Genomic DNA, 25,440 nt, shown 5'->3' with positions numbered 1-25,440 from the left:
TTGTACCCGCATGCTGAGGGAGCCCGTGATGCGAATTGCGATGGGTGGCGTCTTGCACGAGACGAGTACGTTCTTGCCCCAACCGACGACGGTCGCCGATTTCTCGGCAGGCTTTGGGCTGTATCGCGGCGAAGAAGTGCGCCAGCGTTTCAGCGGCGCGAACATGTGCATCGGCGGCTTCTTCGACGCTGCCAAGTCGGCCGGCTTCGAAGCGATTCCGCTCCTCTGGGGCTTTGCCTATCCCAGCGGCGTCATCGCGCGGGCCGACTATGAACAGTTGAAGAGCGAGTTCCTCGAACGACTCCTGGCCGCCGACAAGCAGCAGCGACTCGATGGCGTGCTGCTCGATCTGCACGGCGCGATGGTGGTGGAAGGGCTCGACGACGGTGATGGGGATTTCGTAACTTCCGTGCGCGCGGCGATTGGCAACGAGCGGCCGATCGTGGTGACGTATGACTTGCACGGCAATCATACGCCCGAGCGAATGCGGGCTGCGAACGCGAGCATCGGCTACGACACTTATCCGCACGTCGATATGGGGGAGCGCGGCCGCGAAGCGGGGGAACTGATTGCCCGGACGATTCGCGGCGAAGTCCGTCCCGTTACCGCGCTGCATCAGTTGCCGCTGTTTTGGAGTTCCCAGCGACAAGTGACCGGGCACGCGCCGATGAATGAAGTCCTCGCGCGGCTACATGAACTGGAACGCCGCCCCGGTATTCTCGCCGCTAGTATTTCGACCGGCTTTCCCTGGGCGGACGTGCCGCAGTTATGCTCGTCGGTCTTCGTGGTCGCCGATGGAGACGAACCGCTGGCCCAGCAAGCTGCGAAGGAACTGGGCGATTGGATCTGGGCCGAGCGCTCGCGCTGGTATCAAGCGCCGCAAAGTGTGCGGGACGGAATTGCTGCGGGCCAGGCGCTGGGGAAGTATCCGATCCTGCTCGGCGATTACAACGACAACACCGGCGGCGGCGCTCCCGGCGATTCCACTGCGTTGCTGCGGACGATGATCGACATGAATTTGCCCGACGCATTACTGCTGTACCTGGTCGACCTGAATGCGGTCGCCGCAGCGCATCAGGCGGGTGTCGGCGCGCAACTCACGCTGCCACTTGGTGGCAGTTCGCATCCGTCGCAAGGACCGCCCCTCGAAGTGACTGTCGAAGTTGTGGCGCTCTCCGATGGCGCGTTTCGCTACGACGGACCGATGTACGCCGGGCTCACGGGCAACATGGGCCCGAGCGCCTGGCTCCGCTGCGGCGGAGTTTCGGTCGTCGTCGTCTCGAAGCGCGAGCAGCCTCTCGATCCGGCCTTTGCTCGGTCCCTGGGAATCGACTGCAGCCAACTGAAGTACATCGCCGTGAAGAGTGCGGCCCATTTTCGCAGCGGGTTCGAGCAGATCGCTGGTTCGATTCACCTGGTCGATGCCCCGGCGCTCCATAGTCATCAGTTCGGCACCCTCACGTATCGCAAGCGTCGGCCGCTGTTTCCCGTGGAGTTGAAGTAAGAGGGAGAAGCAGATGACAGGCAGGATGCCTGTCCCACGGTTATTCCTTGGTGCGCAAGATGAAGTCGAACAGTTCACCATAGTGCCGGCCATCGAGCGTAATATCGAATGGGACGATCTGCAGGCCAGCGGGGACTGCCGCGCGATTGACGGTCAGCTTCACCGGATAGGTTTGCCGGCTCTCCGCCGCGACGGTACCTGAGAGCGTCGCGGGTTCAGCAGTGATGCCGGCCGGCAACTTCAATTCGATGTGGTGTTGCTGCGGCTTGTCGCGGAAGTTTCGGACGGTGATGGCCACGGTTTGCGTTTCGGCCGCGCTGAAGTCGACGCGATAGGGATAGGCCGAAACCCAGTAAGGATCGAACAAATATTCGTAGTCCCGATCGGGCAACAGTTCGCGATACAGGTCGCGAATCTGCAGCGACCAGTCGTGATAGCGGGCGAGAAAGTCAGCAGGCTCGGGCATGACATACGAATGGCTTCCCATCACGATGTCGGGCTTGAGGTTTTTCAAGTAGCGACTTCCCAGAATGTACCCTTCTTCGAAAATCGCGCTGTTGCGGGCGACGACCGCCTCGTGGCCGTTTTGCTTTTTGTCGGCCGAGTTGCCAAACAGATTGTCGCCGGTGAAGGCGATCCGCTTGCCGTCGATATCGAGCCACAGACAGCAGCCGAATTCCGTTTGGCCGGGCATCCAATCGACTTGAATCTTGTAACCTTCCCACTCGACCGATTCGCCATCGCGAAAGGGCTTGTCGATCTTCATGCCATCAAAGCCATCCTTATAAGCTGAAACCAGTGCGGAGTAATCGTAGCGCCGCGGGTGCTCGCAGCGGTCGGCAATTCGATCGAGAGTCCACGCCTGCGCGCCGTACTTTCGCTTGAGCGTTGGCCCGAGCAGGAAGTGATCGCCGTGCATGTGCGAAATCCAGAAGGCGTCGATTTGCTTGAGTCCCATGTGCTCGCGCAGGCCGACGACGATCTCGTCGAGCTGTGCTTCTGGAAACAGCCCGGCATCGAGAATCAGACCGCGTCCTTTGTCGGAAATAATGATCGCGAAGTTCTTTCCCGGCAGTTTGTGACTCAACTTATAGAGATGCGGTGTCACTTGATTGATGAGCGGCACTGCGGTCGGTTTGGAGATGGGATCGGACTCGGGCGGCTTGATTTCGAAGACCGGATAGCCGCGGATATAACTTTGCCGGAACGTTTTTAATTTGCCTAGATACGTTGCCAACTGCTTCTGTGGTTTCTCAATGGTCGGTCCATGCGAAGTGAGGGCCAGATCGAGTGGCGTGGCTTGAAGTCCTTCGACCGACGCAATCAGGGTGTCGATTCCTTTCGCAAAACCGTAATCCCATTCGGTATCGAACCAGGTTGTTAGCTTCGCACCGTCGTGCATGACGTCGCCACTGAAGGCGAGCGACTTGTCATTGCTCTGCAGGATATAAGTCATGCTCCCCGGCGAATGGCCGGGAGTGCTGAGGCAGGCGAGTTCGATCCCGCGCCAAGCAAACTTCTCGCCGGGCTCGAGCGCTTTATCGAGCGGTATGGCGCGGCGTGGTGGCCTGGCATAGCTGGCACCATAAACGGTGTAAGCATCGCCCAGCGTGGGATGCCACTTACGAAACTCGGTCGGCTTCTCGAACAGGTCTTGTTCCAACTTTGGTGCGGCAATTTTCGTTTTGGTGCGATCGACAAGTTCGATCCCCTGGCATTGCTCGCGATGATGATGGGTGAAGAGAATCCACTCGACCTTCTTCACCCCGATCTCGCCCAGGTGTTTCAACACACTCCCGCTGCCTAAATCGATCAGGAGCGCAGAATCGCCCTGTTTCAGCACATACACGTTGCAGGTGTCGGTCCAGACGAACAGGTCGGGATGCCCCTTCGCATCGGGCTGGCGAAAGCTTCCCTTGGTGGGAGTGGCCGGCTCTTGAGCGGAGGCGAGCAGCGAAGTCGCCAAGACACAGGCACAGGCGATTGCCCGGGATGACCAACGAGCCAGGTGACGCATGATGTTTTCCTCAGCGGAGATTCGTCGCACGGTTGCTGAGTCGCAATCATAACGCTCCGCTGAGAAAATTGCTGTTGGAATCGGCAGCAGCCACACTGGCAACTTGAGTGCCCGTAAAGCTCTAGCGAACTTCCGAGACGCCATCGACAGCTTCCAGACCGATCAACGTATCGCGCCGCTTCCGTGTGCCACCGCTGAGGTAAGTCTCGATGACGTAGAGGTCGTAGCCACGGCCGCCACTGAGTTTGTCTTGGGCACCGTCCAAGCCGCCGCCGTCCATGTAGTCGTTGCCGTCTTCTCCGTTTAAGACGTCGGCACCGTTCATACCAGCCAGCATGTCGTTGCCGGCTCCGCCCCACAATTCATCGTTGCCATCGTGGCCATAGATGTGGTCGTTGCCGTTATTGCCCCAGAGCTTGTCGTTGCCAAATTCGCCGCGGATGTGATCGTCACCGTCATCGCCAATGATGCGGTCGTCGCCATACCAGCCAGCGAGAAAGTCGTTTCCAGTGCCACCTTGGAGCGTGTCGTTGCCGATGTCGCCGAACAACTGGTCGTTGCCGGCATGTCCCCACATATCGTCGTCCCCTTGTTCGCCGCGAAGAATATCGTCGCCGTTGCCACCTTCGAGCAGGTCGTTCCCATACCAGCCGAACAGTTGATCGTTGCCGCCGAGTCCGAGCACGCGATCGTTGCCGTTGTCGCCGTACAAAAAGTCGACCCCGTCGCCACCGCGAAGAAAGTCATTTCCGTCACCGCCCCAAGCGACCGAGGGGACCTTCGTGTCGTTGTAGAATTCGTCGTTGCCACCATAAGCATTGAAGACCACCTGCCGAACCTGCGAGGCGGGGAAGGCCTTCAACTGCGAGTGGCCACCCGCCAGGCTGACGTTGATGGTGCTGCCGTTCTGCGAGACAACGGCAATATCGCGGGTGTTGGTGCCGCTGATGGTGACAATCCCGTTGCTCATGCTGATGCCAGCCATCAGGTCGCGTTGTTCGAGCTTTTCGCATTTCAGTTGGCAGCGGGTCGTGGCGGTCTTCATCGTTTGGGTCCTTGGCAGGGAGTTGAAAGTTGGCGTTACAACTTGAAACTCAACGGCAATGGTCAGAACCCGACACGGTCTGGCAAGAATTTTCGAGATTCCGAACTTGCGGCTCGAAAAAGAGCCCCCATCGACCATTTAATCGCCGGAACGATTATTCATAAGCATATGGTGCGATGCGACTTGCGCTCTTTCAAATGGCCTATTAGCGCTCTTGACTACCTTCTATACTGCGCTGGCTTTTGGAAACAGCGAACGGAGTCGGTGTTGCATGCATTGCTGGCGCGGCCTGGGCGGAACCAATGGATTGGTCATGATCTGGCTGCTGCTGGGGATGGTTGCCGATGCGCGGTGCCAAGACGAGATTGCCTGGCCAACTCAGACCTCTCCGCAGTTAATCGAACAGTGGCCAGAGGTAGACCCTCTATTTGTCGATGAAGAAGCTCTGCTGTTTGCCCCGCGCGAGGGAACTTACCCCGCAGAATTTCAGCCCCGCGAAACGGCCGGACCACCTGGCCAGGACCGTTCTCCACTAAGGTTGGGCGCGCTGTGGGTTCCCTCGCAGAACGTGCGGGGGCAGGGAAGCGAATTGTCGTTTACCGGGTTGCAGGCCAGCCTGGCTTTTCCGCTTTATATCGAGCCGACGGGCCGCTCGATCTGGCTGGCCATGACGAACCTAGAGCATTTGGAAATTGGCGGCAACGCGATACTGCCCGACTCGGGAACGCCTCTGCCGGCCGATCTCTGGAAACTTAGCATCGGCACGTTGCACAGCCGTGAGTTCGACAACGGCTGGCGCGCCGGCTTCATGTTCAACGTTGGTTCTGCCAGCGATCGGCCCTTTGCCGGTATTCGCGACATGACCCTGACGACGCTCGGGTTTCTCAACGTTCCGAGCGGCGAGCGCGATGCTTGGAGCTTCAGTCTGTTTTATTCACCGACGTCACAGTTGCCGTTTCCCATTCCGGGGGTGGCCTACGTCTGGCGGCCCAGCGATCAGTTCACCGCGAATATCGGCATCCCGTTTTCGCTGCGCTATCAACCCACCGAGACATTCACCTTCACCGCCAGCTATCTGCCACTGACGAATGTTGCGCTGCGAGGGAGTCAAAGGCTGGGAGACTATTGGAATTTGTATGCCAGCTATCAGATCGTGAACGAAACGTATTGGCTTTCCGAACGAGTGAACACCCAAGACCGGCTCTACCTGTTCGATCAACGGGTGGGAATTGGCCTGGAGCGAGAATTGGCGTTTGGCTTCAAGCTCGATCTTGCGGCAGCCTATTTGTTCGACCGGCGCATCTTTCAAGCCGAGTCCTTCTCCGACGCGCGGCACGATGTCCTAGACATCGAACCAGGCCCCGCCGTTAGCCTGCTCTTCAGCTGGTCTCGCTGATCCAAGCGCTCCCGGTCGGGAACCTCATTGACGGTCGGAGTCCGCTGCAGTTGCCAAGAAACAAGCGAGGACCAGGCGGCAGCGATTGCAGCCTGGTCCTCGCTATCTGGCTCTCTGGTTTAGTCCACCGGACGGCAGACGCTTATCGACAGCTACGGCAGCTACCATGGGGAGAGTGGGTGTAGGTCACTTCTTTCGGCACCATGACGCACTTGGCGACTTGAACTTCGCGCTGTTCCGTGACCGCTTCGCGCTCGACGTAGCTCACTTCTTTCTCTTCGGCCACGCGCTCGTAGAACGACTCGGTGAAGGTCTTTTCAACTTGCTTGGCCTGGGTTTCGACAAATTGCACTTCTCGAGTTTTGTCTTCGCGGACCATTTCACAAACCTTGAAGGTCTTGGTTTGAGTTTCTGGTTTGCAAACGGTGACGTTATAGGTGTAGGCCTCTTCCGAAACCTGATGCCTGCAGACGGGGACTTCGACTTCTTCCTGCACAACATTCGGCACCCAGACCTTGCAGGTGCGTATGCAGCCGCAGCAGTCGGTGTGCGTGCGAGTTTCGTAGGCACCCTGATCGCGACTAACGGTGCGAGTCTCGGTAGACATTACCGGCTTGCAGACCCTGCGAACCGCTTCTCGCGATTCGGTGGTCGGCACCATGACGGTTACGTCCTTCTGCACTTCTTTCCAAGTGGGCGTGACCGAGACATACGTCTCGGTGCGGGTCTGGGGCACATTGACGTACTCAGTCATCATTCGCTTGACCTCGCGAGTCTGCGGGACCATGCGATAGACCGTGACCATCTTGGTTTTGGTCACCGGCTTGTAGACCGTGACCGGCACCGTCATGGTCTCATAAGTGGTCTGCGGGACCATGATCGTTCTCGTGACAGTCTCCGGCTGTGGCGCGGATGCGTCGACAGCACACTCGGCAGTCGCGCAACCTTCGTTGCAGGCTGAAGCGCAGCCCCGCTGATGCCGTCTCCCAGCTTGAGCGGTGTCGGTGGCGAACAAGCCACCGGCAAGCAAGGTGGCAGACAAGGCCAGATTCAATCCATGAACTCGAAACATTTCCAGGTACTCCAACGCGTTTATTCAGCCGGGCTGACGAGATAACTATCCCGTCGAAAGAACCCGGCTCTGTGGACGTCTTTTGTGTGATGATCAAAGGAAGCCAACTCTGCCGCCGTCCGGGTTGGGTTGTACCCGCAGCATGCGAACCCTATGCCGTAGTGACGATAAAGATTGCGCCCCTTAAACAGTCCTGAGGTTGGCCGAATGAAGCTTGGCTTCCGCCGGACAATTGCGTTGAATTGCGAGCGTATCGCTCAGGGCGCACTGGCCTTGTGCCAGCACTTTGGCAGCGCATGGCCCATTTACGACACGCAATCGACAGGGCGAACCACGACACGCCGCTCGTCGGTTTACGGATCGTTTGCTGACCAACGCGGTCAAAAGAGAGTCACTAGCACAGGCCACGAATGCTGCAGAATCGAGGCCCCTCAGAAGAAAACTTGATTGTCCTACACGCTTGACGAGGAGCCTTACCTCTGAAGACCAAGGAAAGCCCCGGGGTAGAACCGCAGCCACTCAAGCCGTGTAGCCCCATTACTCGAGCGGGTGGCCTACTATTTGGGGACGCCGTCGAACTGGTACTGGGCCTTGAGGTTGTAGACGTTGTGCCCGCTGCTGTCTTTGAGCGTGGCGATATAGGTCGAGACACCGTTGATCAGGTCTTGCTTCTTTTTGTGATACTTGAGCTTGCTGCCGAGGCCGAGCATGGCCAGGTCATAAATGACAGGGTCTTTCGCTTTGCCCAGGTTGTGCAGGCAAACGCTCCCCGCAACATAGGCGATGAATTCTTCGGGCAACGTGTCGCGCGGTGTTTTGACGAGATCGGAATAGGCGTGAACCGACTCGTGGACGATGAGCGAGTAGAGATCGCCAATATCGGACGTGGTATCGCGGATATAGAACGTGTTGCGGGCGGCGTCGTACAGGCCGTCGCCTGGGACTTTGGAGTTCTTATCGACCCAGCGGACCTGAATGCGATTCTGCTTGATGGCGGCGGCGACGTCTTGAAACATCGACGGTTCGACTTTGCGGTTCAACAGTGTGAACTTGATATTGCCGGTGTATTTTTTGTTCGTCAGGATCGCCACGACCTGCTGCTCGAACTTGGTATAGGCTTGCATGAGGAATGGTGGGCCAGCGTCTGGGGTGCGAATCGAGAGGATCCCTCACAATACCTTGCTTGAGGGGGAGCGTCAAATTTGGCCGGACGTGCTCCCCAATGCCTCAAAACGCCCGCGAGAAACCAGCGATTCTGGTTGACGGTGGCTGGGGGGCTCGATAACTTCTCAGGGGGGCGGTTCGCGAAAGCGGGAGGCATGACTGTGGAATCGCTCACCACCGGGGGCTGCCGTCATGGCCGAACTTTGTCGAAGAGAGGATGCTGCGCGTCGTCGTCGCTCTGTTCGACCGGCGTTCACGCTGATTGAGTTGCTGGTGACCATTGCCATCATCGGTGTGCTGGTGGCGCTGCTGTTGCCCGCGGTGCAGTCGGCGCGCGAAGCGGGCCGGCGAGCCCAGTGCGAGAATCACCTGCGCCAACTTGTGATTGGTCTGCACAATCACGAAGGGTGCTACGGCTATTTCCCTTCGGCCTATGAGGCCAGCGGGACTGACCCCGGCTGGGGCTGGGGTAGTGCGATTTTGCCTTATATCGAGCACAAGAGCTTGTTCGAAGCGGCCCGCAATCAAACGCCCACGTTCGGCGACGGAGCGATTCCGGCACTTCCCACCACCCACACCGAGTTGCAGCTGAACCTTTATCGCTGCCCGTCCGATCCTTCGCCGGCCAAGAATCCGGCCCGGTTGTTTCACGGCACATCGAACTATCGCTGCGTGGCTGGTCCGGTCGACATGATGCGGTTCTATATCGACTATGACTATGGCGGCGTGATGTATCAAAACAGTCGCACGCCGCTGGCCCGCGTGACCGACGGCACCTCGAACACGCTGGCGATTGGCGAGTGCATTCTGGACGAGAAGACCGGCAAGCGAGCAGCCCTGTGGGCGGGCATGACCGGCATGCGCACACTGCCGGGCGAAATGGCTTCGTCGGTGTGGACCAGCGACGTCATGTGGTCGGTCGACGACGTGAGCGCCAACGTGAACGGCCCCGCGCCGCAAGCCTTCAGCAGCCGTCATCCTGGGGGAGCCTTTTTTGCCTACTGCGATGGCTCCGTGCGATTCTTCTATGAGACCGGCGATAAGAGCGTCGTCAAATGGGCTGCTGGCCGCGACGATGCCAACGCGGTGCAGTAAGCGCATTGGCTTGGCTCGTCGTTCCTGCTGCTAGTAGTCGTTCAGCGGCTGCGTCGACCATGCGACGCGGGCCGCGTTAAGGACCGCGACGACGTCGATCACTTCTTGCAGCACCGCCCCGGCCACCGGCGACAAGTGCCCGCTGGCGGCGAGGAGCATGCCCCCCAAGCTGAGAACGATGCCACCCACGGCGCTCTGCAGGGCGATGCTGCGCATGCGATGACCAATGTGCAGCAGCATGTCGACCCGCTTGAGCGAGCTGTCCATGATGACCGCGCCGGCCGCTTCGCTGGTGATGTCGCTGGCCTGACCGAAGGCGATGCCAACCGTGGCAATCTGCAGCGCGGGAGCGTCGTTGATGCCGTCGCCCACGAAAATGGTCGGCGCGCGGGCTGTTTCTGCGCGGACGATCTCGACCTTCTGCTCCGGGCTTTGCTCGGCGCGAACATCGGTGATGCCGACGCGGGCCGCCAGGTATTTCACTTCCGACTCGCGATCGCCCGAGACGATCATCACGCGGTCGATGTGATGCTGCGGACCCAAGTGGTGGATGAACGACCGCCCATCGAGCCGCGGCTCATCGCGAAAACGATAGGTGGCGGCGTAGTTGCCATCGACGAGCAGAATACATTCGAGGCCAGCGTCGACCGGGGGCAAATCGCGGGCAGCGGTGGGATTGCTGACGGCCAGCTTATTGCGGCCGGTGATTTGAACTTCGCGCCCATGCACCTTGCCGCGCACCCCTTGGCCGGGAGGCTCTTGGATTTCGCTGGCATCGAGCAGGGCGATTCCTTCGCGCTCGGCCTGATCGACAATCGCCTGCGACAGCGGATGCTTTGAGTAACGCTCTAAGCTGGCCGCCAGTTGAAGCATGTCGCGAACCTGCACGCCGGCCGGCGCTAGTTGCTCGGTCAGGCTCGGGCGGCCATAGGTGAGCGTGCCCGTTTTATCGAAGATGATTGTCCGGCAACCGCCGATTTGTTCCAGAACCGTCGGCTTCTTCACGATGATACCGTGCCGGGCAGCGAGCGAGATCGCACCGATGATCGCCACGGGAATGGCAATCAGCAGCGGGCAGGGAGTCGCCACCACCAGCACCGCCAGGAAGCGTGTGGCTTCGCCACTGATGGCCCAGGCGATGCCGGCAATCACCAAGGCCAGGGGCGTGTACCACGCGCCCAGTTGATCCCCCAGGCGGCGCATGCGCGGGCGATATTGTTCGCCTTGTTCCATCACCTTCATGATTTGAGCATAGCGCGAATCGATCGCGCGCTTGGTGGCGCGAATGATTAGGACCACGTTGCCATTGAGCGCACCCGAGATCACCAGCGAGCCCGGCGCCTTCGACATGTTGTACGGTTCGCCGGTCAAGAACGACTCGTCCATCGAGCCGTGCCCTTCGATCACTTCGCCATCGACGGGACAAATGTCGTGCGGAAAGAGCGTGAGAACATCTCCCACGTTCACCTGATCCAACGGAATGTCGTTCAGCTGCCCGTCGCTGCGGCGATGGGCCACGAGCGGCACGCGCTTGGCCAAGGCAGATAACACTGAAGAGGCTGAGGCCAGGGCATATGCTTCGATGGCCTCGCCCCCCGAGAGCATCAGCACCACTAGCACCCCGGCCAGATATTGCCCAAGCAGGATTGCGGTAATGATCGAAATGCCTGCCAGCCAATCGGCACCAAACTTTCCCTGGCTGGCGTTGTAGGCAAGTTCCAATAGCACGGGGATGCCGCCCAGCACTAGCGCCGCCCAGAGTGGCACGTTCGCGGCGAACTCACTGGTGCGCAGTCCATAGGCCATCATCACGTGCGTCACCAGTCCGGCGATCGCCACGGCGGCCACGAGAGCATCGTGATGTTCAAAGATCCAAGCTCGACGACTCTGCAGCTCACCAGCCATGTTGCTTCACGCTTTTGTTCGAGCCGATGGTCGGCTTGGTGGATTCTCTTGCGGCCAGAAACTGGCGAAGAATCCTAGTTGTAGCTGCGGTGCCAGCCTCGCGTCAGAGTGAAAAGTGCGCAGGACGGGCGGGTTTGCGTTATAGTCGTTGCCGGTTCCGTCGCCGTGAATATTTGAGCTTTCGAGGAAGAGAACTTGCCCAGTGGCCGCACCCCTCTCGCACCGACTCGCGCCGTTTGAAGAATACATGGTGCTCGACGATCGGCCGGCGTACCCGATGCACATCTGGTGTCGACTGCGGTTGCGCGGTCAGGTGAATCGAACGGCCCTGGAAACGTCGCTGCGCGAAACGCTGGCCATGCATCCGCTGCTGGCTGCGCGACTCGATCGCACCAACCCCGCGCGGCCGCAGTGGCGCGAACTCCCGGCAGGTTCGGCCTTGCCGCTGAGTTGGTCGACAGAACCTCTCACAGAGGTCACAACTGCCGCTCTCGATTTGGATCACCAGGCAGCGCTGCAAGTTTTGGCCAGCGCGCAGGGCGAGCAAGTCGACCTGGTGCTTTGTGCACATCATGCTGCCGTCGATGGCCTGGGGCTGTTTGGCTTTGTCAGCGATTGGCTGCAGCACTACCATGCCTTAATTGCCAGTGACGCCACGAGCAGGCCCGCGCCGCGCGATGTTCACCGGCTGCCGGGCCGCGGTGAGTTTTGGTTTTCCTCGCTCGGTCTGCTGGCGCGCGTGCCGCGGTTGCTCCTCGGTTTGCCGAACACAATTCGCTTCAATCTGCATCGTGCCGCGCCACTCACTTCGGCTTTGCCGGTGCAGGGCGAAGCAGGGCAGAGTTATTCGCCCGGTTGGTTAACGCACACGCTTGCGCCGGAGGAAACCGCAGCACTCCGGCAGCGCGCCAAAAAACTGGGCACTTCGCTCAATGATTTGCTCATTCGCGACTTGCTTCTGACGCTCGATCGTTGGCAACGGTCGCAGGGCGAAAACTCGCAACGCGATTGGCTCCGCATCAGCGTGCCTGTGAACCTGCGGTTAGCCAGCGAAGCGAAGCTCACCGCGGCGAATGTCGTGAGCATGGTCTTTATCGATCGTCGCGACCCGCTCTTGCAGCAGCCCGCGCCACTCCTGGCGAGCATTCAGCAGCAGATGAATCGCATCAAGCGGCATCGCCTGGGGCTCATCTTTCCGCTGATGCTCGGCCTGCTCCGTTCCCTGGGGCGATTAGGCTCGATGACTGACGACCAGCGCTGTCGAGCCACGACAGTCCTGACGAATCTCGGCGATCCTTACAGCCAGGTGCCGTTGCCGCGCGATGAAACCGGCCACTTGCAGGCCGGTGATGTTACCCTCGCGGCGATCGAGCTGATTCCGCCGCTCAGGCCCTTCACACAAGTGGCGTTTTCAATCGTGACGTATGCCGCCAAGCTGCACATTGGCCTGCACTACGATCGTTGCATTTTGACTGCCGCGCAAGCCAGCGAGTTGCTCGGCGCATTCGCCGCGACAATACAGGCCGCGGAGGCACTCTAAAAGCGTCAGAGCGGCTATGCGACCCACACGCCGTTTTCGCAATCCTGCGGTATCGCTTGCGGCACATATGCCGAGCGGTCGTTCAGTGCGCACGCATAAGGTGGCAACACTCGCATCCTCAGCCATTGCAATAGCTGGCCATAGGTCTCGCGCTCGCGCTTCGTCAGCCCGGTGTTGTGCCCGGCCCGCGGCAATTGCAGAACTTGCTTCGGTCCCGAGTAGCGATCGATGACGCGCTGTTGCAAGTGCGGATAGACGACTTCATCCTTGCCTGAGACCAGGAAGACCGCCGGCACGTTGCAGCGGCGGGCATTCCTTAGGGCATCCAAGGCGCGTGGCACTTCCCACGTCAGAAAGTAGGTTCCCAGCCAGAGACCCTTCCAGCCGTGGTGTTCCATAATCACCGACTTGAGCGGCAGGGCATTTCGCAAGATCAGTCCATTCACGGACTGATTCGCGGCCAGGTGCAAGGCGGACAACGTTCCCATGCTGAAGGCCGAGAGGAGCATCGGTCGCCCGCTCGCCTCCCGTTCGAAAGCCCGATAGACCGTATCGGCTGCTTTGGCCAGCTTCGACAACTTCGCCCAGCCGGTGCTCTTACCGTAACCGGGCGGGTTCACCGTCCAGATTTCGCCGGGGATGTCGCTCCACTGATCGAGCGGATCGGTCGGGTACTTCTCGGCTCGACCTTCGGTTCCGGGAAAGGCCAGCGTGAAGTATTGCGGATCGACGTCGGGGTCGCCCGTGCGCGTGACGAAAATCTCTAAGTGCCCCCCTCGAAACGGAATCAACCGTCGCTCCTTGTCGGGAGTCGGGATCACGTGACGACTGGGGCGCAAAATCAGCAGGTTGGCTAGCGGGGCTAGAAGCATGATGTGCGTTTGGGCGGGGTGAACGGCAGGAAGGATGACCAACTTCCACTTCAGGGGAGATGAGAAAGTGGATTTCAGTCGAACGTTTTCGGCCATCTGACCTGGAGAGGGGTCAGCCTCGAACGGATTTTACCCGTTTTGGTGGGATAGTAAATCAGGGTAGACCATCAAGCTGGGAAGACTTTGCGGGCGAGCCTGTCCCAGGCAGGGAGGCTGCTCCCCACTGTAGTGATTATCTCGCATTTCGCCTATTTGACATTACTTTTTTCGCTACTGTGCACGTAGGGCAGAAAAAAACTGCTGCTAGCGGCTTGGCTGATGGACTAGCATGACTGGCATCACAGCGAAAAACTCTTGATTTCAGCGGGGCCTGATTCGTGGCAAATAAACTCGCACTGCTGGCCTTTTTCTGCCAATTCGCTGGAGATAATTGACTACCAACGGGGGGACGCGCATCATGGGTGGCGCTGGCCCGATCTTCAGCCGGATGCCGCCCGGGTGACCTGTGGCGACGCTCACACCCGCAGCGATTCGGAAGATCAGTCCAAAATCCCTGGCAGTGCGTTGCACCCGCGACCGCTGCCAGGGCTTTCTTTTTTTCGCACTCCCCAAGCATGTTGGTTGGCGCGTTCCCCGGCTAAGCACTAGGGCGATGCTTTGCCACGCTTGAGGGGCAAGTTGGGGGGGCGAACGTACTTGCTCGGTTCTACGCCGTCCCACTGCGCGGGCAACAGTCTGCGGTGCACCTGTTCCAATGGCCAGAAGACGTAGTCGTCCCAGTCACTGTCGCTGGCATAGTTCGAAATGATTCGAAAATCGGTGCCGTGCGAGGCGCGCCCGGGATGCACCAGAATCACGTAGCACTCAACATAGGCCACCGGCAGCAGCAAGATTGCCAGCGCGGCCACCAGGCGAATCGATGAGCAACTGGTGTTCATGGCAGCGACCGGGTAGCCATCAAATACTTCTTAGGAAGGGTTTATGCCCCCGGATTCTAGTCGACACCAGGCTGCTTGAAAAGCAGAAAATGCCGGAAGGCCGGCTGTGTCTTGTACCCAAGCCAAGGGCAGTCAGGACGTAGGTAGCAATTTAGGTTCAGGTGCGTCTAAAGTGCAGAAGAGCTTGCCTGCTTCAAGAAAACACCCGCGCGTGGCAAGTCTGGTCAAACGCTCCCCAGGATTTTTCATTGAATTTCCCGCCCTCCACGGCAAGATAACGGGCACCCTGCGAAAGGTGATAGCAACTCTAACTTGGCCGGCCGCGAACCATGTTCCTCCGCGATTTCTCAATCCACGCCGACGAAGCGATTGTTGACCGCTATCAGGGTGGCTTCGTGCAACGGTTTCATCGTGAGTCGACTTCAGTCGTTGAACCTTACCTGGCGGCTCTCCACGAGCAGGTTCGCACAGTCAAAACGGCTAAGCTCGTTTGGGAATTCAGTGACGAGATTTCCGAACTTCCGCCGCACGTGCCCGGCGTCTGCCGATATCGCTGGCCCTTCGACTTCGCTGCCTTTCATGCCGCGGCTACTCCGCTCGCCAAGCAACAATTGATTCTGGATGCCTTCCAAGCAGCCAATCTCTGGATCGCCCGGCACTCGGTTTGGCCCACCAAGCCGTTTGAGGCCGCGTATCGCACTATCGTCGACCGCAATTTCGTATTTGCGGGCTGCTTGAAAGACTCGTGGCTAAACTCGACGAAGGATTTTCGCGTCCGCCTCTTCTTCAATTGGCACTTAGACCGCGTCGAACTGGCCGCCGCCTTGTATCGCAACCGCTCGACTTGCGAACTCTGTCGCCATGCGCTCGGCCCCGACGTTCCCGCCGGCGGGTTGCTCCAATGTTATTCGCGGCGAGCCAAGTGGAGGTCGCGCACCCGCTTCGTCGTTAGTGGCAGCCACTGGAGTAAAGAATGGGTCGCCGACTTTCGGGCGGCGATGAAGCAAGAAGCTTAGAATCCTAGATGACAACGAAAACGACTACAGCGTGGCTTTTCAAGGTGGCGTGTTGTTCATGCGGAGAACCAATGACAAACCGCGGCCCACTTATCATTGCGATTGTGCTACTTCTCTTACCTGTGATTTACGTGATCTGTTACTTGGCGTTGGTGGACCCGCATGGCAATCACCTTCCCCTCGTAGGTTCAGGCCCTTTTTTTACCCATTACAGGTTTGGTCGCAATCACTCAGCACAGATCTTTTGGTCGCTTGAGCGAATCGACCGAACCTTAAGGCCGGAGACTTGGTATGACCCGCCACAGCTCCCCGACTTTCAGCCTGCCAATCTAGGGCCCTAGTAGGCGACACCACACAATGGCTCGACCGTGTGTCGAGGAAAAAACGCAGCTTCCGAGATATCCATAACGAAGTAACCGGCCTACGGTTTAGCGAGAGCGGCTTCGCCGGCGGCGAGGGTGGCGATGATCTTGTCGACGTCGTAGACGCAGCCTCCCCAGGTGCCGCCGCCGACACGCTGGAGCGCGGCCCACAGGCGTGTATCGGCGGGCAGGTCTTTATCGGGAAAGAGGTCAGCCCGCGGCAGGCGAGCAGCGAGGACCAGTGCCCCTTGCTCCGGAGTGTACGTGTTCACTCCATCACCGATCCAGTTGACAGTCCCTTCGAGGTTATTGCGGTCGACGATGATCTGAATGATGTCGCCGTCTTGCACTTTGCCGATCGGGCCGCCAGCGAGTGCTTCGGGGCCGACGTGGCCAATGCATGCGCCGGTGCTGACGCCGGAGAAGCGGGCATCGGTGACGACGGCCACTTCGCGGCCCCACTTCAAAAACTTGAGGGCCGACGTGATCTGATACGTCTCTTCCATGCCCGAACCCATCGGCCCGCGACCGATGAGGACGAGAATATCGCCCGGCTTGATGGGCTGCGGCGTTTGCCCCTTCACCGCTTTGATGGCATCGCGCTCACTGGTGAAGACGCGGGCTGGCCCCGTTTTGCGATACACACCGTCAGCATCCACGACGACCGGATCGATGGACGTAGCCTTGATGACCGAACCCTCGGGACAAATGTTGCCGTGCGGAAAACAGACGGTGCTGGTGAGCCCGCGGTGCTTGGCTTCGGCCGGCGGAATGATGACATCGTCGGGCTGAACGCGGTCGCGCTCTTGCAGCACTTGCCGAACCATCTGCCGGCGCGACGAGCGTTCCCACCAGTCCAGCACATCGCCCCAGGTGTGACCGGTGACGGTCAGCGCATCGAGTTCGAGCAACTTCAAATTGCGAAGATGCAGCATGATCTCGGGTACGCCGCCGGCGAGGAACATGCGCACGGTGGGATGCGCGACAGGACCATTCGGCAGGACCGAAACGAAGCGAGGAACGCGACGATTGATATCGCTCCAGTCAGCTGACGTTGGCCGTCGCAGGCCCGCGGCATGGGCGATCGCTGGCACGTGCAGCAGCAGGTTCGTCGAGCCACCGCAGGCCGCATGCACGACCATCGCATTATGCAGGCTCTTCTCGGTGAGAATGTCTTTGAGCGCCAGCTTGCGCGTGGCCAGTTGATGAACCGCGCGAGCGCTGCGGGTGGCCAGGTCGAGCCAGATTGGTTGGCCGCTCGGTGCGAGTGCCGAGTGTGGTAGCGCCATGCCGAGCGCTTCGGCAATGACTTGCGAGGTGGCTGCCGTACCGAGGAATTGGCAACCGCCACCGGGTGTCGCACAGGCGGCACAGCCCGCGACCGCAGCGTCGTGCAGCGACATTTCACCCTGCACGTAGCGCGCGCCAATGGTCTGGACTTTGCCGGCATCTTCGCCTTCGCTCGGTGGCAACGTCACACCGCCGGGAACAATCACGCTGGGAAATTGCGACGTGCCAGCCAGGGCGAGCATCATCGCGGGCAAGCCTTTGTCGCAGGTCGCGACGCCAACAATGCCCTGCCGCTGCGGAAGCGAGCGAATCAGCCGCCGCAGCACCACAGCTGCGTCATTGCGATACGGCAAGCTATCGAACATGCCGACCGTCCCCTGCGTGCGGCCATCGCAAGGGTCCGATACATGCCCGGCGAACGGCACACCGCCAAGCGACTTGATCTCGCGGGCCGCCGCTTGCACGAGCAGGCCTACTTCCCAGTGACCAGTGTGATAGCCGAGCGCAATCGGCGTGCCATCGGGCGCGCGCACTCCGCCTTGCGTGCTGAGAATCAAATACTGCGGGCCGAGCAACTCTTGCGGCGACCACCCCATGCCCGCATTCTGCGTCAGTCCAAACAGGTCGCCACTCGACCACTCGCGCAGCATGGTATCGCTGAGCGGCAACTCACCCTGCGGACCAGCTGCATGGGTTTGAATCGTTTCCATTTGCCCGCTGGGCACAGCGAGCAGATCTTCGAGCGAAATGAGCGCAGCAGGAGTTGGCATCGGTAGCTTCAAACGAAAAGAGGCGAGAGCGGGGAGGCGGGAAAACGAACGTTGATTGTACTCAACCGGTGGCGTTATCGTGATGCAGATGAAAGTTCCCATTCTGCCTGAGCCGCCGCGTCCCGATGTCTGCCGGATTTGCCCGCAGTGCGGCGGCTGGTTCGCACTGAAGTTGGAATCGACCAGAGCGGACAAAATTGTCGGCCGTGTGGAAGTGTATCGCTACACGCACTGCGATCGCGTGCGCGAGTATGCAGCGCAGTTGCCAGGGCACGTGGTTTGAGAGTGTTTAACTAGAAACAAGCGGATGGCGTTAGCGAAGTAGCTCCCTCGCTAACGCGTCGGGCTAAGTAGGAGTTGCTCTCGCCCCTCGTCTCTCGCCCCTTCCTAGAACGTCCACAGCAGCAGCGTGCTGTAGTCGAGATCGTTGGGCTTGGCACCTTGCGGCGTGCTGTCGTAGCGGTCGATCACGCTGAACTTGAGGCTCATGCCCCAGGCTTGCGAGAGCGCGATTTCCCACGAGGCCTGGCTGTTGACGCGGAAGTCGCTGAAGTCGGTGACGTCGGGAAAGTAGTCGACCTTCATGCTGATCGAGTGGGTCGGACTGAACTTGTGTTTGTATTCGCCGCCGAACAGCAATTCGGGATGGACCGTCGTATCGGGGCCGCCGATTTCGCGCGAAAACGCGAGACCCGACCGGCCCATGAGCGTGGTCATGTCGTTTTGGATGAACTCGTAACCGAAACCGGTATCGCCCGACAACCGCACGTCGAACGCTTTGAATTCGTCGTATTCGGCCAGGCCGTGAATAAAGTAATTGAACCGCGAGTTGGGCATCGGCCATTCCAGTCGGCCGTCTAGCAGCGCGGTATTGGCCGTCGTGTTGCCGTTGGCCGATTTCTGAATCGACGTCAACTGCAAGGACTGCACGAACGTTTCTGTTTTGTGCTTCGCCGTCACGCCGAAGCGAATGTTGAATGTCTGGCTATTGCCATCCGTGCCGTTCATGCCGAGCTCGACATTTCCTTCCCAGGGATCGAGCATTTTGGGCGTCCACCAACCCCAGCCCGATTCTTCAACCAACAGGGGCGCGGTCGATTTTTCGGCCGGTGGCGGAGGTGGCACAACTTCCGGCGGTGGAGTTGAGGAGGGAGTTTCGGGCGCGGGGGCTGGCAACTGCGGCGCGACCGGCTGCTGATTGCCGGGCTGCTGAAAACCCGGCTGATAGTCGAGGGGCGGATTGGGCAAAGGTTGATACTGCGGCGGGTACTGTGGCACACCATTCTGCGGCGCGTTGAATTGCGGCGCAGCATACGGCGGTGCAGGCGCTGGCTGAAACGGAGCAGGCTGAAAGGGTGATGGCTGCGACGGCAGGTTCTGATAGGGGGACTGAATCGGCCCGCTCGGCGCAGGAACAAACGGCGCAAAGAGGGGGCCATTCACTTGCTGAACGGGCGGGGCTGCCGGTGCAGTTTGAGTGGGCAAGAATTCCGCAGGCACGCTGGGATCGAGCGCGTACGGCGGCAGTGGCAGCCGAAACGGACCATCCATGTTGATCTGCTGGGGTACAGGATCTTGTCCGTTCGATTCGCCAGCCAGTACGATCCCCACGAGCAGCACCAGGCCAGCACAGAGCGGTAGCCGCCATGCTTGCCGAACGAGCGCATCGAGTTGAGCCGTCTTCATGACAGGTTATCCAGCAGGTAATCAAGATTAGCAGCGGTCCGAGCGCAGCCTGTCCCGCGCGCAACGAGCCCTCTGGTCCGTAACGACGCGCGAACAATAGCAGGGCATCGTCGTCAGGTGAAGACAGATTCTCGCGAATCGCCCAGCCCTTCCCCAGGTAACCCGAAGAAGCCTACCGCCCGGCGGTTAGTTGCTGAATGATGGCAGCGACAGCACCGTGCCGCTTGCTTCCTTGGGCGCGAATGATCCGGCAATCGGCCAGCGACGGCGCGAGGGCTCGCCTGGCGGTGCGCTCGATCAGGCGATCGAACAGATCTGGCGCGGCATCGAGCGCGTGACCATGCACGAACAGCCGGCTGGGGTTGAAGATGTTGATGACTGCTGCCAGCCCGACCGACAGGTAATCGAGCCATTCGTTCAGATCTTGCTCAACGCGCACTTGGCCCGTTTGAATCAGCGGCAGCCATTCGGCCAGCGTGAGTTGCCGCCCTTGTCGCGCGGAGATGGCGGCTGCGAGCGCGGCATCGGTGGCAACGGTTTCCAGGCAACCATGATTGCCGCAGCCGCAGAGTCGTCCGTGCAGATCGACGGTAATATGCCCGAGTTCACCGGCCAGACCCGTGCTTCCTTCGACGAACTGCCCGCCCTGTACCACGCCGAGACCGAGACCGTCGGTAATATCGACCATCGCGAAGTCAGGAATATCTCGCGCGGCTCCATACATCCGCTCGCCCAGACAAAGGGCCTGCGTTTCTTGCAGCAGCACCACTTCGTTGCCGAGCCCCAGCGACTGCAGTCGCTCAGCCACATCGACCCCCAATTGCTGGCCGTCGGTTTGATGCAAGTTCGGCGAGACGAGTGTCCGCTTATCTTGCCGCCTGAGCAAACCGGGAATGCTAATGCCGACCCCCAGCACGCTCGTTTTGCTTTGTTCGCGCGAGCGCTGCAGTTGTTCGACCACTTTGCGCACCAGGTCGTTGTAGCGCTTGGGCGTGGCAAAGGTGCGCGGTTCCGCTTGCCAAGAGCCATCGAGGCCCGCCGTCGTCAGTTCGCACTGCTGCACGCCGATCACAAGTCCTTGGACCGAGACCGACGCGCTAGCTAATCGCAACACTTTGCCAGGGCGACCAAGCGCCGGTCGATTCACGACACCTGGCGACAGCTCCGCTTCTTCGACCAACTGCCCAGCGAGCAAGTCGAGCACCGTCCGCGTGATCGTCGGCCCGCTGATGCCTGTATGTCGCGCAATCTCTGCTCGCGACAATGGACCGTGCCGTTGCAATGCCGTCAGCACTTCGCGCGTGTTCAGCTGGCGCAATAACGACGACTGCGCGCCGCTGTTGCGAGCCTCTTTCGGCTTGCCGCCATTCGCAAAGATCGAACTGCCGGACGAACGAGGCGGTACCATAGAATATGGGATGACCGAAGTTGGATTGACGGGTGTGGAATGGAGACCGTGGGCGCTGTGTCTCAAATGAGGAAGACGGAAAATAGTTGCCAGTCAGTCCCCCTCTCGTTATATTATTTTCAGACTGAACGAAAGTAAATGGGCAGTCCTCCTTTCCGACCCATTCCCGCCAGGTGCTCTCTCATGTTGCTGTCTCGTTTGCCCGCTGGCTACACGCATTACGCAATATTCGTCGCTGCGCTGCTGGCCGCAACTGTGTCGGCTGCCGAAGAACCGGCGAAAGACCCCTTCTCTGCTGCCGATGTAACCTTCTTCGAGAAAGAAGTCTTTCCCATTCTGCGGGCCAACTGCCTGGCCTGCCACGGTGGCGAACCGAAGGTGCAAGGTGAATTCAAACTCACCAGCCGCGATGCGATTTTGAAGGGGGGCGAAAGTGGCGAAGCGGGTGCGACACCTGGCAAGCCCGAAGCGAGCAGCTTGATCGACGCCATTAACTACGGCGGGCTCGAGATGCCCCCCAAGGGCAAACTGCCGCAGTCGCAAATTGAAATCCTCACTCGCTGGGTGAAAATGGGGCTGCCCTATTCCGACAAACTGGTCGCTGCCACGCTCAAGCGGCACGGCGCGCCAGTCGTCGACGAAGAGGCCCGCAACTTCTGGGCGTTCCGTGCCGTCGTGCGTCCCGCAGTTCCCGCGGTGAAGAATCAGGCTTGGGCCAGCAATCCGGTCGACGCATTCATCTTGTCTAAGCTGGAGAGCAAAGGCTTCACCCCGGCTAAGCCCGCGGATAAGGCCAGTCTGCTGCGCCGAGCTTATTACAGCGTGACTGGTTTGCCTCCATCGCCGGCAGAAGTTGCCGCCTTCTTGCAAGATGAATCACCAAACGCGTACGAGAAAGTCGTCGATCGCCTGCTTGAGTCGCGGCACTACGGCGAGCATTGGGGCCGCCATTGGCTCGACCTGGTCCGTTATGCCGAGACGAACAGCTTTGAGCGCGACAATCCCAAGCCGTTTGTCTGGCGCTATCGCGATTACGTCATCCGCTCGTTCAACGTCGACAAGCCCTACGACCAGTTCATTCGCGAGCAATTGGCCGGCGACGAACTCGACGAAGTGACGTCCGAAACTTTGATTGCCACTGGTTACTACCGCCTCGGTCTGTGGGACGACGAACCGGCCGACCGACTGCTCGCCTATTACGACGGGCTCGATGATCTCGTCGCCACCACGAGCCAGACCTTCCTCGGGCTAACGGTGAACTGTTGCCGCTGCCACGATCACAAGATCGATCCCATTCCGCAGCGCGACTATTACCGCCTGATGGCCTTCTTTCACGGCGTGAAGCACTACGACAACGGCGGCAACTCGCTCCGCACGATCGCCTCGGAAGAAGTGCAGCAGCAGCATCGCGGTCAGATCGAAGCCCACAACGCGAAGCTTCGCGAATTCGACAAACTGATCGCCGAGATGGACGAAATCCTGAAGCCGCACCTCAAGGGTGGCGAGATCGACGACTTTAAGCACGACGCGCGCAAGGTGGAATTGTTCAAGCGGTATGCGCCCGACCCAATTCCCTACGAGGTGTTTGAAAAGTACCGCAGTCGATTCAAAGAACGCGATCAGTTGCGTCGCAATCCACCCAAGTCGGGCGAAATGGCGCTGGTGGTGACTGAGAACGGCCCGAAGGCCAAGGATACGTTTGTGCTGCTGCGCGGCAATCCGACGAGCCCGGGAGACAAAGTCGAACCTGGCTTTCCCTCAGTCCTGTTTCCCGCCGAGATGCCTCCCACTCCCGAAATCACTCCCAGTGGTTCGAACACTTCCGGTCGTCGCCGCGTTCTGGCCGATTGGATCGCCAGTCCGCAGAATCAACTCACGCCGCGCGTGCTGGTGAATCGCGTCTGGCAATATCACTTCGGCCGCGGGCTGGTTCGCTCGTCGAGCAATTTTGGCTACATGGGCACACCGCCGACGCATCCCGAACTGCTCGATTATCTCGCCAGTGAGTTCGTCGCTGGCGGCATGAAGTTGAAATCGCTCCATCGACTGCTTCTCACTTCCAACACGTTCCGGATGTCGACCGACACGACGCCGGCTGCAAACTTGAAGGATCCCGAGAACGATCTTTATTCGCACTTCGATCTCCGCCGCCTCACGGCCGAAGAGATTCGCGACTCTGTCTTGGCGGTCAGTGGCAACTTGAATTTGAAGAAGAGTGAAGGCCCGAGCATTTATCCGTTCATTCCCGCCGAGGTGTTGGCCGGCCAATCGCAGCCTGGCAAGGGCTGGGACAAATCGTCCCCCGAAGATGCCGCGGGCCGCAGCGTGTATGTGCATATCAAGCGCTCGCTCGGGCTGCCGATTCTCACTGTGTTCGATGCCCCCGATCCCGATTCCCCCTGCCCGGTTCGCTTCACCACCACGCAGCCCACGCAAGCGCTCGGCATGATTAACGGCCAGTTCATGCAATCGCAGGCAGCCGAGTTTGCCAAGCAGCTTCAATCGCAAAGCGCGAAGCCGGCCGAGCAGATTCGCCTCGCCCTGCGGCGCGCTCTGCAACGCGAACCGGTCGAAAAAGAAATCAGCCGCGGGCTGCAGTTCCTTCGCGATGCCCAAGCGCAAGACAAGCTCACTGCCGATCTTGCCCTGCAACGCTTCTGCCTGCTGACATTGAACCTGAATGAGTTTGTGTTTTTGGATTGATCGCTGGAGTTCCGGCTTTAGCCGGTGATAAGCGCTGAAATCCTAGGACCGGCTGAAGCCGGGACTCCAACTGAAGGAAGACCATCATGCAAAACTTTTGCGGCCGCACGCGACGAGAATTCATTTGGGAAACCGGCGCGGGCTTCACGGGCCTGGCAATGGCTGGCCTGTTTGGCAACGAACTGATTCCGGGCGCCAACGCGGCCGAGAGCAAGCCAGCGTTCGCCAACCCGCTGGCGCCGAAAAAGCCGCACAAAGCGGCCAAGGCCAAGAGCGTGATCTTTTTGTACATGTATGGCGGCCCCAGCCACATGGACACGTTCGATTACAAGCCGGCGATGATCGGCCGCGACAACGAGACGATCCAAGTCAAAACGTTCGGCCGCGGCGGGCACAAGAACCAAGGGCGAATCGTCGAGCCGCGCTGGAAGTTCAACCAGTACGGCGAATGCGGCAAATGGGTCAGCGACCTGTTTCCGAACCTGGCGAAGAATGTCGACGACATCGCGTTTCTTCACTCGATGACTGCCGACTCGCCCATTCATGGTTCGGCGATGATTCAGATGAATACGGGCAAGATTCTCAGCGGCGCGCCCAGCATCGGCTCTTGGCTGAACTATGGTCTCGGCAGCGAGAACGAAAACCTGCCGGGCTATGTGGTGATGCTCGACCCACGCGGCGGTCCCATCAGCGGGGCGAAAAACTGGAGCAGCGGCTACATGCCGGCCCAGTACGAAGGGACGATGTTCCGCTCGCAAGGGACACCCATTCTCGACCTGGCGCGGCAAGGGGGCATGACCGAAGCCGAACAGCGCCGCCTGCTCGATACGCTCCGCAGTTACAACGAAGATCACAAGGCGGCTCATGCCGATCATCAAGCACTCGCGGCTCGCATTGCCAGTTACGAATTGGCGTTCAAGATGCAGTCGTCAGCACCCGAAGCGACCGACCTCTCAAACGAGTCCGAACAGACACAGGAGTTGTATGGTCTTAACGACAAGAAGACTTCGACCTTCGGTCGTCAATGCTTGATGGCTCGGCGGCTGGTCGAGCGGGGCGTTCGTTTCGTGCAACTCTATTCCGGCGGCGCGCACAACGACGACAACTGGGACGCGCACGGCGACCTGGCTCACAACCACAACTTGCATGCCGGCGAAACCGACAAACCCATCGCGGGGCTCATCGCGGACCTGCGTCAGCGCGGGCTGCTCGATAGTACGCTCATCGTGTGGGGCGGCGAATTTGGTCGTCAGCCGACGGCCGAATATCCCAAGGGAACGGGCCGCGATCACAATGCCTATGGCTTCACCATGTGGATGGCCGGCGGCGGCGTGAAAGGTGGCATCAGCGTCGGCAAGACAGATGAAATCGGCGCTGCTGCCGTTGAGAAGCCGTTCCACGTCAAACACCTGCACGCAACGATTCTCGAATTGATGGGGCTCGATCCCGATCGTCTCACCTACTTCTACGGCGGGCTCGACCAGAAGCTCATCGGCGTCGAAGGTGCAGAGCCCATCCGCGAATTGATGGCCTAACCGTAGTCGAGTCATTCCCTGACTCGTGCCACTCTTCCCACAAACATCGCACCCGGCACTTCTCAGTCACGGAGTGACTGAGCTACGTAGTCGAGTCATTCCATGACGCGCGGCACCTTGGA

The 25,440-nt window shown here is 59.7% G+C and carries 18 protein-coding genes; 8 read left to right on the top strand and 10 right to left on the bottom strand.

Going from position 1 to position 25,440, the window contains the following annotated elements; translation table 11 throughout:
* Positions 1 to 28: 28 nt before the first annotated feature.
* Positions 29 to 1,504: a M81 family metallopeptidase gene (locus ETAA8_RS00925; protein ID WP_145083540.1), complete on the top strand. Its 1,476-nt coding sequence runs from the start codon at positions 29 to 31 to the stop codon at positions 1,502 to 1,504.
* A gap of 40 nt (positions 1,505 to 1,544) precedes the next feature.
* Here the strand turns inward: ETAA8_RS00925 and ETAA8_RS00920 are convergent, their stop codons facing one another.
* Positions 1,545 to 3,521, bottom strand: a complete 1,977-nt coding sequence (locus tag ETAA8_RS00920; protein ID WP_202921484.1) for an MBL fold metallo-hydrolase — start codon at positions 3,519 to 3,521, stop codon at positions 1,545 to 1,547.
* Between the two features lie 121 nt (positions 3,522 to 3,642).
* A complete protein-coding gene (locus tag ETAA8_RS00915; protein ID WP_202921483.1) occupies positions 3,643 to 4,566 on the bottom strand; it encodes a calcium-binding protein in 924 nt (307 codons plus the stop codon).
* A gap of 271 nt (positions 4,567 to 4,837) precedes the next feature.
* Here ETAA8_RS00915 and ETAA8_RS00910 point away from each other — a divergent pair, with 271 nt between their 5' ends.
* Positions 4,838 to 5,962: a DUF6268 family outer membrane beta-barrel protein gene (locus ETAA8_RS00910; protein WP_145083530.1), complete on the top strand. Its 1,125-nt coding sequence runs from the start codon at positions 4,838 to 4,840 to the stop codon at positions 5,960 to 5,962.
* Positions 5,963 to 6,104: 142 nt separating this feature from the next.
* Here the strand turns inward: ETAA8_RS00910 and ETAA8_RS00905 are convergent, their stop codons facing one another.
* Both ETAA8_RS00905 and ETAA8_RS00900 read right to left on the bottom strand, forming a co-directional pair.
* Positions 6,105 to 7,034 (bottom strand): hypothetical protein, encoded by a 930-nt coding sequence (locus tag ETAA8_RS00905; RefSeq protein ID WP_145083527.1) that lies wholly within the window; start codon positions 7,032 to 7,034, stop codon positions 6,105 to 6,107.
* A gap of 557 nt (positions 7,035 to 7,591) precedes the next feature.
* The gene (locus tag ETAA8_RS00900; protein ID WP_145083524.1) at positions 7,592 to 8,158 is read right to left on the bottom strand and encodes a hypothetical protein; all 567 of its coding nucleotides are present in this window, start codon (positions 8,156 to 8,158) and stop codon (positions 7,592 to 7,594) included.
* A 232-nt stretch (positions 8,159 to 8,390) separates the two neighbouring features.
* On the opposite strand from ETAA8_RS00900, the gene ETAA8_RS00895 reads away from it, so the two are divergent.
* Entirely contained in the window at positions 8,391 to 9,293 is a 903-nt protein-coding gene (locus tag ETAA8_RS00895) for a DUF1559 domain-containing protein (protein ID WP_145083521.1), read from the top strand.
* Between the two features lie 30 nt (positions 9,294 to 9,323).
* On the opposite strand, the gene ETAA8_RS00890 is transcribed toward ETAA8_RS00895, so the two are convergent.
* Positions 9,324 to 11,198, bottom strand: a complete 1,875-nt coding sequence (locus tag ETAA8_RS00890) for a heavy metal translocating P-type ATPase (protein ID WP_145083518.1) — start codon at positions 11,196 to 11,198, stop codon at positions 9,324 to 9,326.
* A 202-nt stretch (positions 11,199 to 11,400) separates the two neighbouring features.
* Between ETAA8_RS00890 and ETAA8_RS00885 the strand changes: the two genes are divergently transcribed.
* Positions 11,401 to 12,738, top strand: coding sequence for a hypothetical protein (locus tag ETAA8_RS00885; protein WP_145083515.1), 1,338 nt, complete (start codon positions 11,401 to 11,403; stop codon positions 12,736 to 12,738).
* A gap of 14 nt (positions 12,739 to 12,752) precedes the next feature.
* Here the strand turns inward: ETAA8_RS00885 and ETAA8_RS00880 are convergent, their stop codons facing one another.
* Together ETAA8_RS00880 and ETAA8_RS00875 are read right to left on the bottom strand one after the other, a co-directional pair.
* The gene (locus ETAA8_RS00880; protein WP_145083512.1) at positions 12,753 to 13,706 is read right to left on the bottom strand and encodes an alpha/beta hydrolase; all 954 of its coding nucleotides are present in this window, start codon (positions 13,704 to 13,706) and stop codon (positions 12,753 to 12,755) included.
* Positions 13,707 to 14,254: 548 nt separating this feature from the next.
* Positions 14,255 to 14,548, bottom strand: coding sequence for a hypothetical protein (locus ETAA8_RS00875; RefSeq protein WP_145083509.1), 294 nt, complete (start codon positions 14,546 to 14,548; stop codon positions 14,255 to 14,257).
* 329 nt (positions 14,549 to 14,877) lie between these two features.
* On the opposite strand from ETAA8_RS00875, the gene ETAA8_RS00870 reads away from it, so the two are divergent.
* Entirely contained in the window at positions 14,878 to 15,564 is a 687-nt protein-coding gene (locus ETAA8_RS00870; protein WP_145083506.1) for a hypothetical protein, read from the top strand.
* A gap of 421 nt (positions 15,565 to 15,985) precedes the next feature.
* On the opposite strand, the gene ETAA8_RS00865 is transcribed toward ETAA8_RS00870, so the two are convergent.
* A complete protein-coding gene (locus tag ETAA8_RS00865) occupies positions 15,986 to 17,926 on the bottom strand; it encodes a YjhG/YagF family D-xylonate dehydratase (protein WP_238397846.1) in 1,941 nt (646 codons plus the stop codon).
* Between the two features lie 148 nt (positions 17,927 to 18,074).
* On the opposite strand from ETAA8_RS00865, the gene ETAA8_RS00860 reads away from it, so the two are divergent.
* Positions 18,075 to 18,269: a hypothetical protein gene (locus tag ETAA8_RS00860; RefSeq protein ID WP_145083500.1), complete on the top strand. Its 195-nt coding sequence runs from the start codon at positions 18,075 to 18,077 to the stop codon at positions 18,267 to 18,269.
* Between the two features lie 104 nt (positions 18,270 to 18,373).
* On the opposite strand, the gene ETAA8_RS00855 is transcribed toward ETAA8_RS00860, so the two are convergent.
* Positions 18,374 to 19,672 (bottom strand): DUF481 domain-containing protein, encoded by a 1,299-nt coding sequence (locus ETAA8_RS00855; RefSeq protein ID WP_145083497.1) that lies wholly within the window; start codon positions 19,670 to 19,672, stop codon positions 18,374 to 18,376.
* A gap of 172 nt (positions 19,673 to 19,844) precedes the next feature.
* The gene (locus ETAA8_RS00850) at positions 19,845 to 21,080 is read right to left on the bottom strand and encodes an ROK family transcriptional regulator (RefSeq protein ID WP_145083494.1); all 1,236 of its coding nucleotides are present in this window, start codon (positions 21,078 to 21,080) and stop codon (positions 19,845 to 19,847) included.
* 183 nt (positions 21,081 to 21,263) lie between these two features.
* Here ETAA8_RS00850 and ETAA8_RS00845 point away from each other — a divergent pair, with 183 nt between their 5' ends.
* Positions 21,264 to 23,783: a DUF1549 domain-containing protein gene (locus tag ETAA8_RS00845; protein WP_145083491.1), complete on the top strand. Its 2,520-nt coding sequence runs from the start codon at positions 21,264 to 21,266 to the stop codon at positions 23,781 to 23,783.
* Positions 23,784 to 23,869: 86 nt separating this feature from the next.
* Entirely contained in the window at positions 23,870 to 25,318 is a 1,449-nt protein-coding gene (locus ETAA8_RS00840; protein ID WP_145083488.1) for a DUF1501 domain-containing protein, read from the top strand.
* Positions 25,319 to 25,440 lie beyond the last annotated feature (122 nt).

It is taken from the genome of Anatilimnocola aggregata, from assembly GCF_007747655.1.
GTDB lineage: Bacteria > Planctomycetota > Planctomycetia > Pirellulales > Pirellulaceae > Anatilimnocola > Anatilimnocola aggregata.
Note: the sequence above shows the minus strand (reverse complement) of the source record. Positions and strands in the feature narration are given on the sequence as shown.

Coding starts and splice junctions, on each gene's coding strand:
- ETAA8_RS00875 (WP_145083509.1), bottom strand. CDS start 14,548: ATGAACACCAGTTGCTCATCGATTCGCCTGGTGGCCGCGCTGGCAATC.
- ETAA8_RS00870 (WP_145083506.1), top strand. CDS start 14,878: ATGTTCCTCCGCGATTTCTCAATCCACGCCGACGAAGCGATTGTTGAC.
- ETAA8_RS00890 (WP_145083518.1), bottom strand. CDS start 11,198: ATGGCTGGTGAGCTGCAGAGTCGTCGAGCTTGGATCTTTGAACATCAC.
- ETAA8_RS00910 (WP_145083530.1), top strand. CDS start 4,838: ATGCATTGCTGGCGCGGCCTGGGCGGAACCAATGGATTGGTCATGATC.
- ETAA8_RS00905 (WP_145083527.1), bottom strand. CDS start 7,034: ATGTTTCGAGTTCATGGATTGAATCTGGCCTTGTCTGCCACCTTGCTT.
- ETAA8_RS00880 (WP_145083512.1), bottom strand. CDS start 13,706: ATGGCCGAAAACGTTCGACTGAAATCCACTTTCTCATCTCCCCTGAAG.
- ETAA8_RS00900 (WP_145083524.1), bottom strand. CDS start 8,158: ATGCAAGCCTATACCAAGTTCGAGCAGCAGGTCGTGGCGATCCTGACG.
- ETAA8_RS00895 (WP_145083521.1), top strand. CDS start 8,391: ATGGCCGAACTTTGTCGAAGAGAGGATGCTGCGCGTCGTCGTCGCTCT.
- ETAA8_RS00925 (WP_145083540.1), top strand. CDS start 29: ATGCGAATTGCGATGGGTGGCGTCTTGCACGAGACGAGTACGTTCTTG.
- ETAA8_RS00840 (WP_145083488.1), top strand. CDS start 23,870: ATGCAAAACTTTTGCGGCCGCACGCGACGAGAATTCATTTGGGAAACC.
- ETAA8_RS00920 (WP_202921484.1), bottom strand. CDS start 3,521: ATGCGTCACCTGGCTCGTTGGTCATCCCGGGCAATCGCCTGTGCCTGT.
- ETAA8_RS00865 (WP_238397846.1), bottom strand. CDS start 17,926: ATGGAAACGATTCAAACCCATGCAGCTGGTCCGCAGGGTGAGTTGCCG.
- ETAA8_RS00845 (WP_145083491.1), top strand. CDS start 21,264: ATGTTGCTGTCTCGTTTGCCCGCTGGCTACACGCATTACGCAATATTC.
- ETAA8_RS00915 (WP_202921483.1), bottom strand. CDS start 4,566: ATGAAGACCGCCACGACCCGCTGCCAACTGAAATGCGAAAAGCTCGAA.
- ETAA8_RS00860 (WP_145083500.1), top strand. CDS start 18,075: ATGAAAGTTCCCATTCTGCCTGAGCCGCCGCGTCCCGATGTCTGCCGG.
- ETAA8_RS00850 (WP_145083494.1), bottom strand. CDS start 21,080: ATGGTACCGCCTCGTTCGTCCGGCAGTTCGATCTTTGCGAATGGCGGC.
- ETAA8_RS00855 (WP_145083497.1), bottom strand. CDS start 19,672: ATGAAGACGGCTCAACTCGATGCGCTCGTTCGGCAAGCATGGCGGCTA.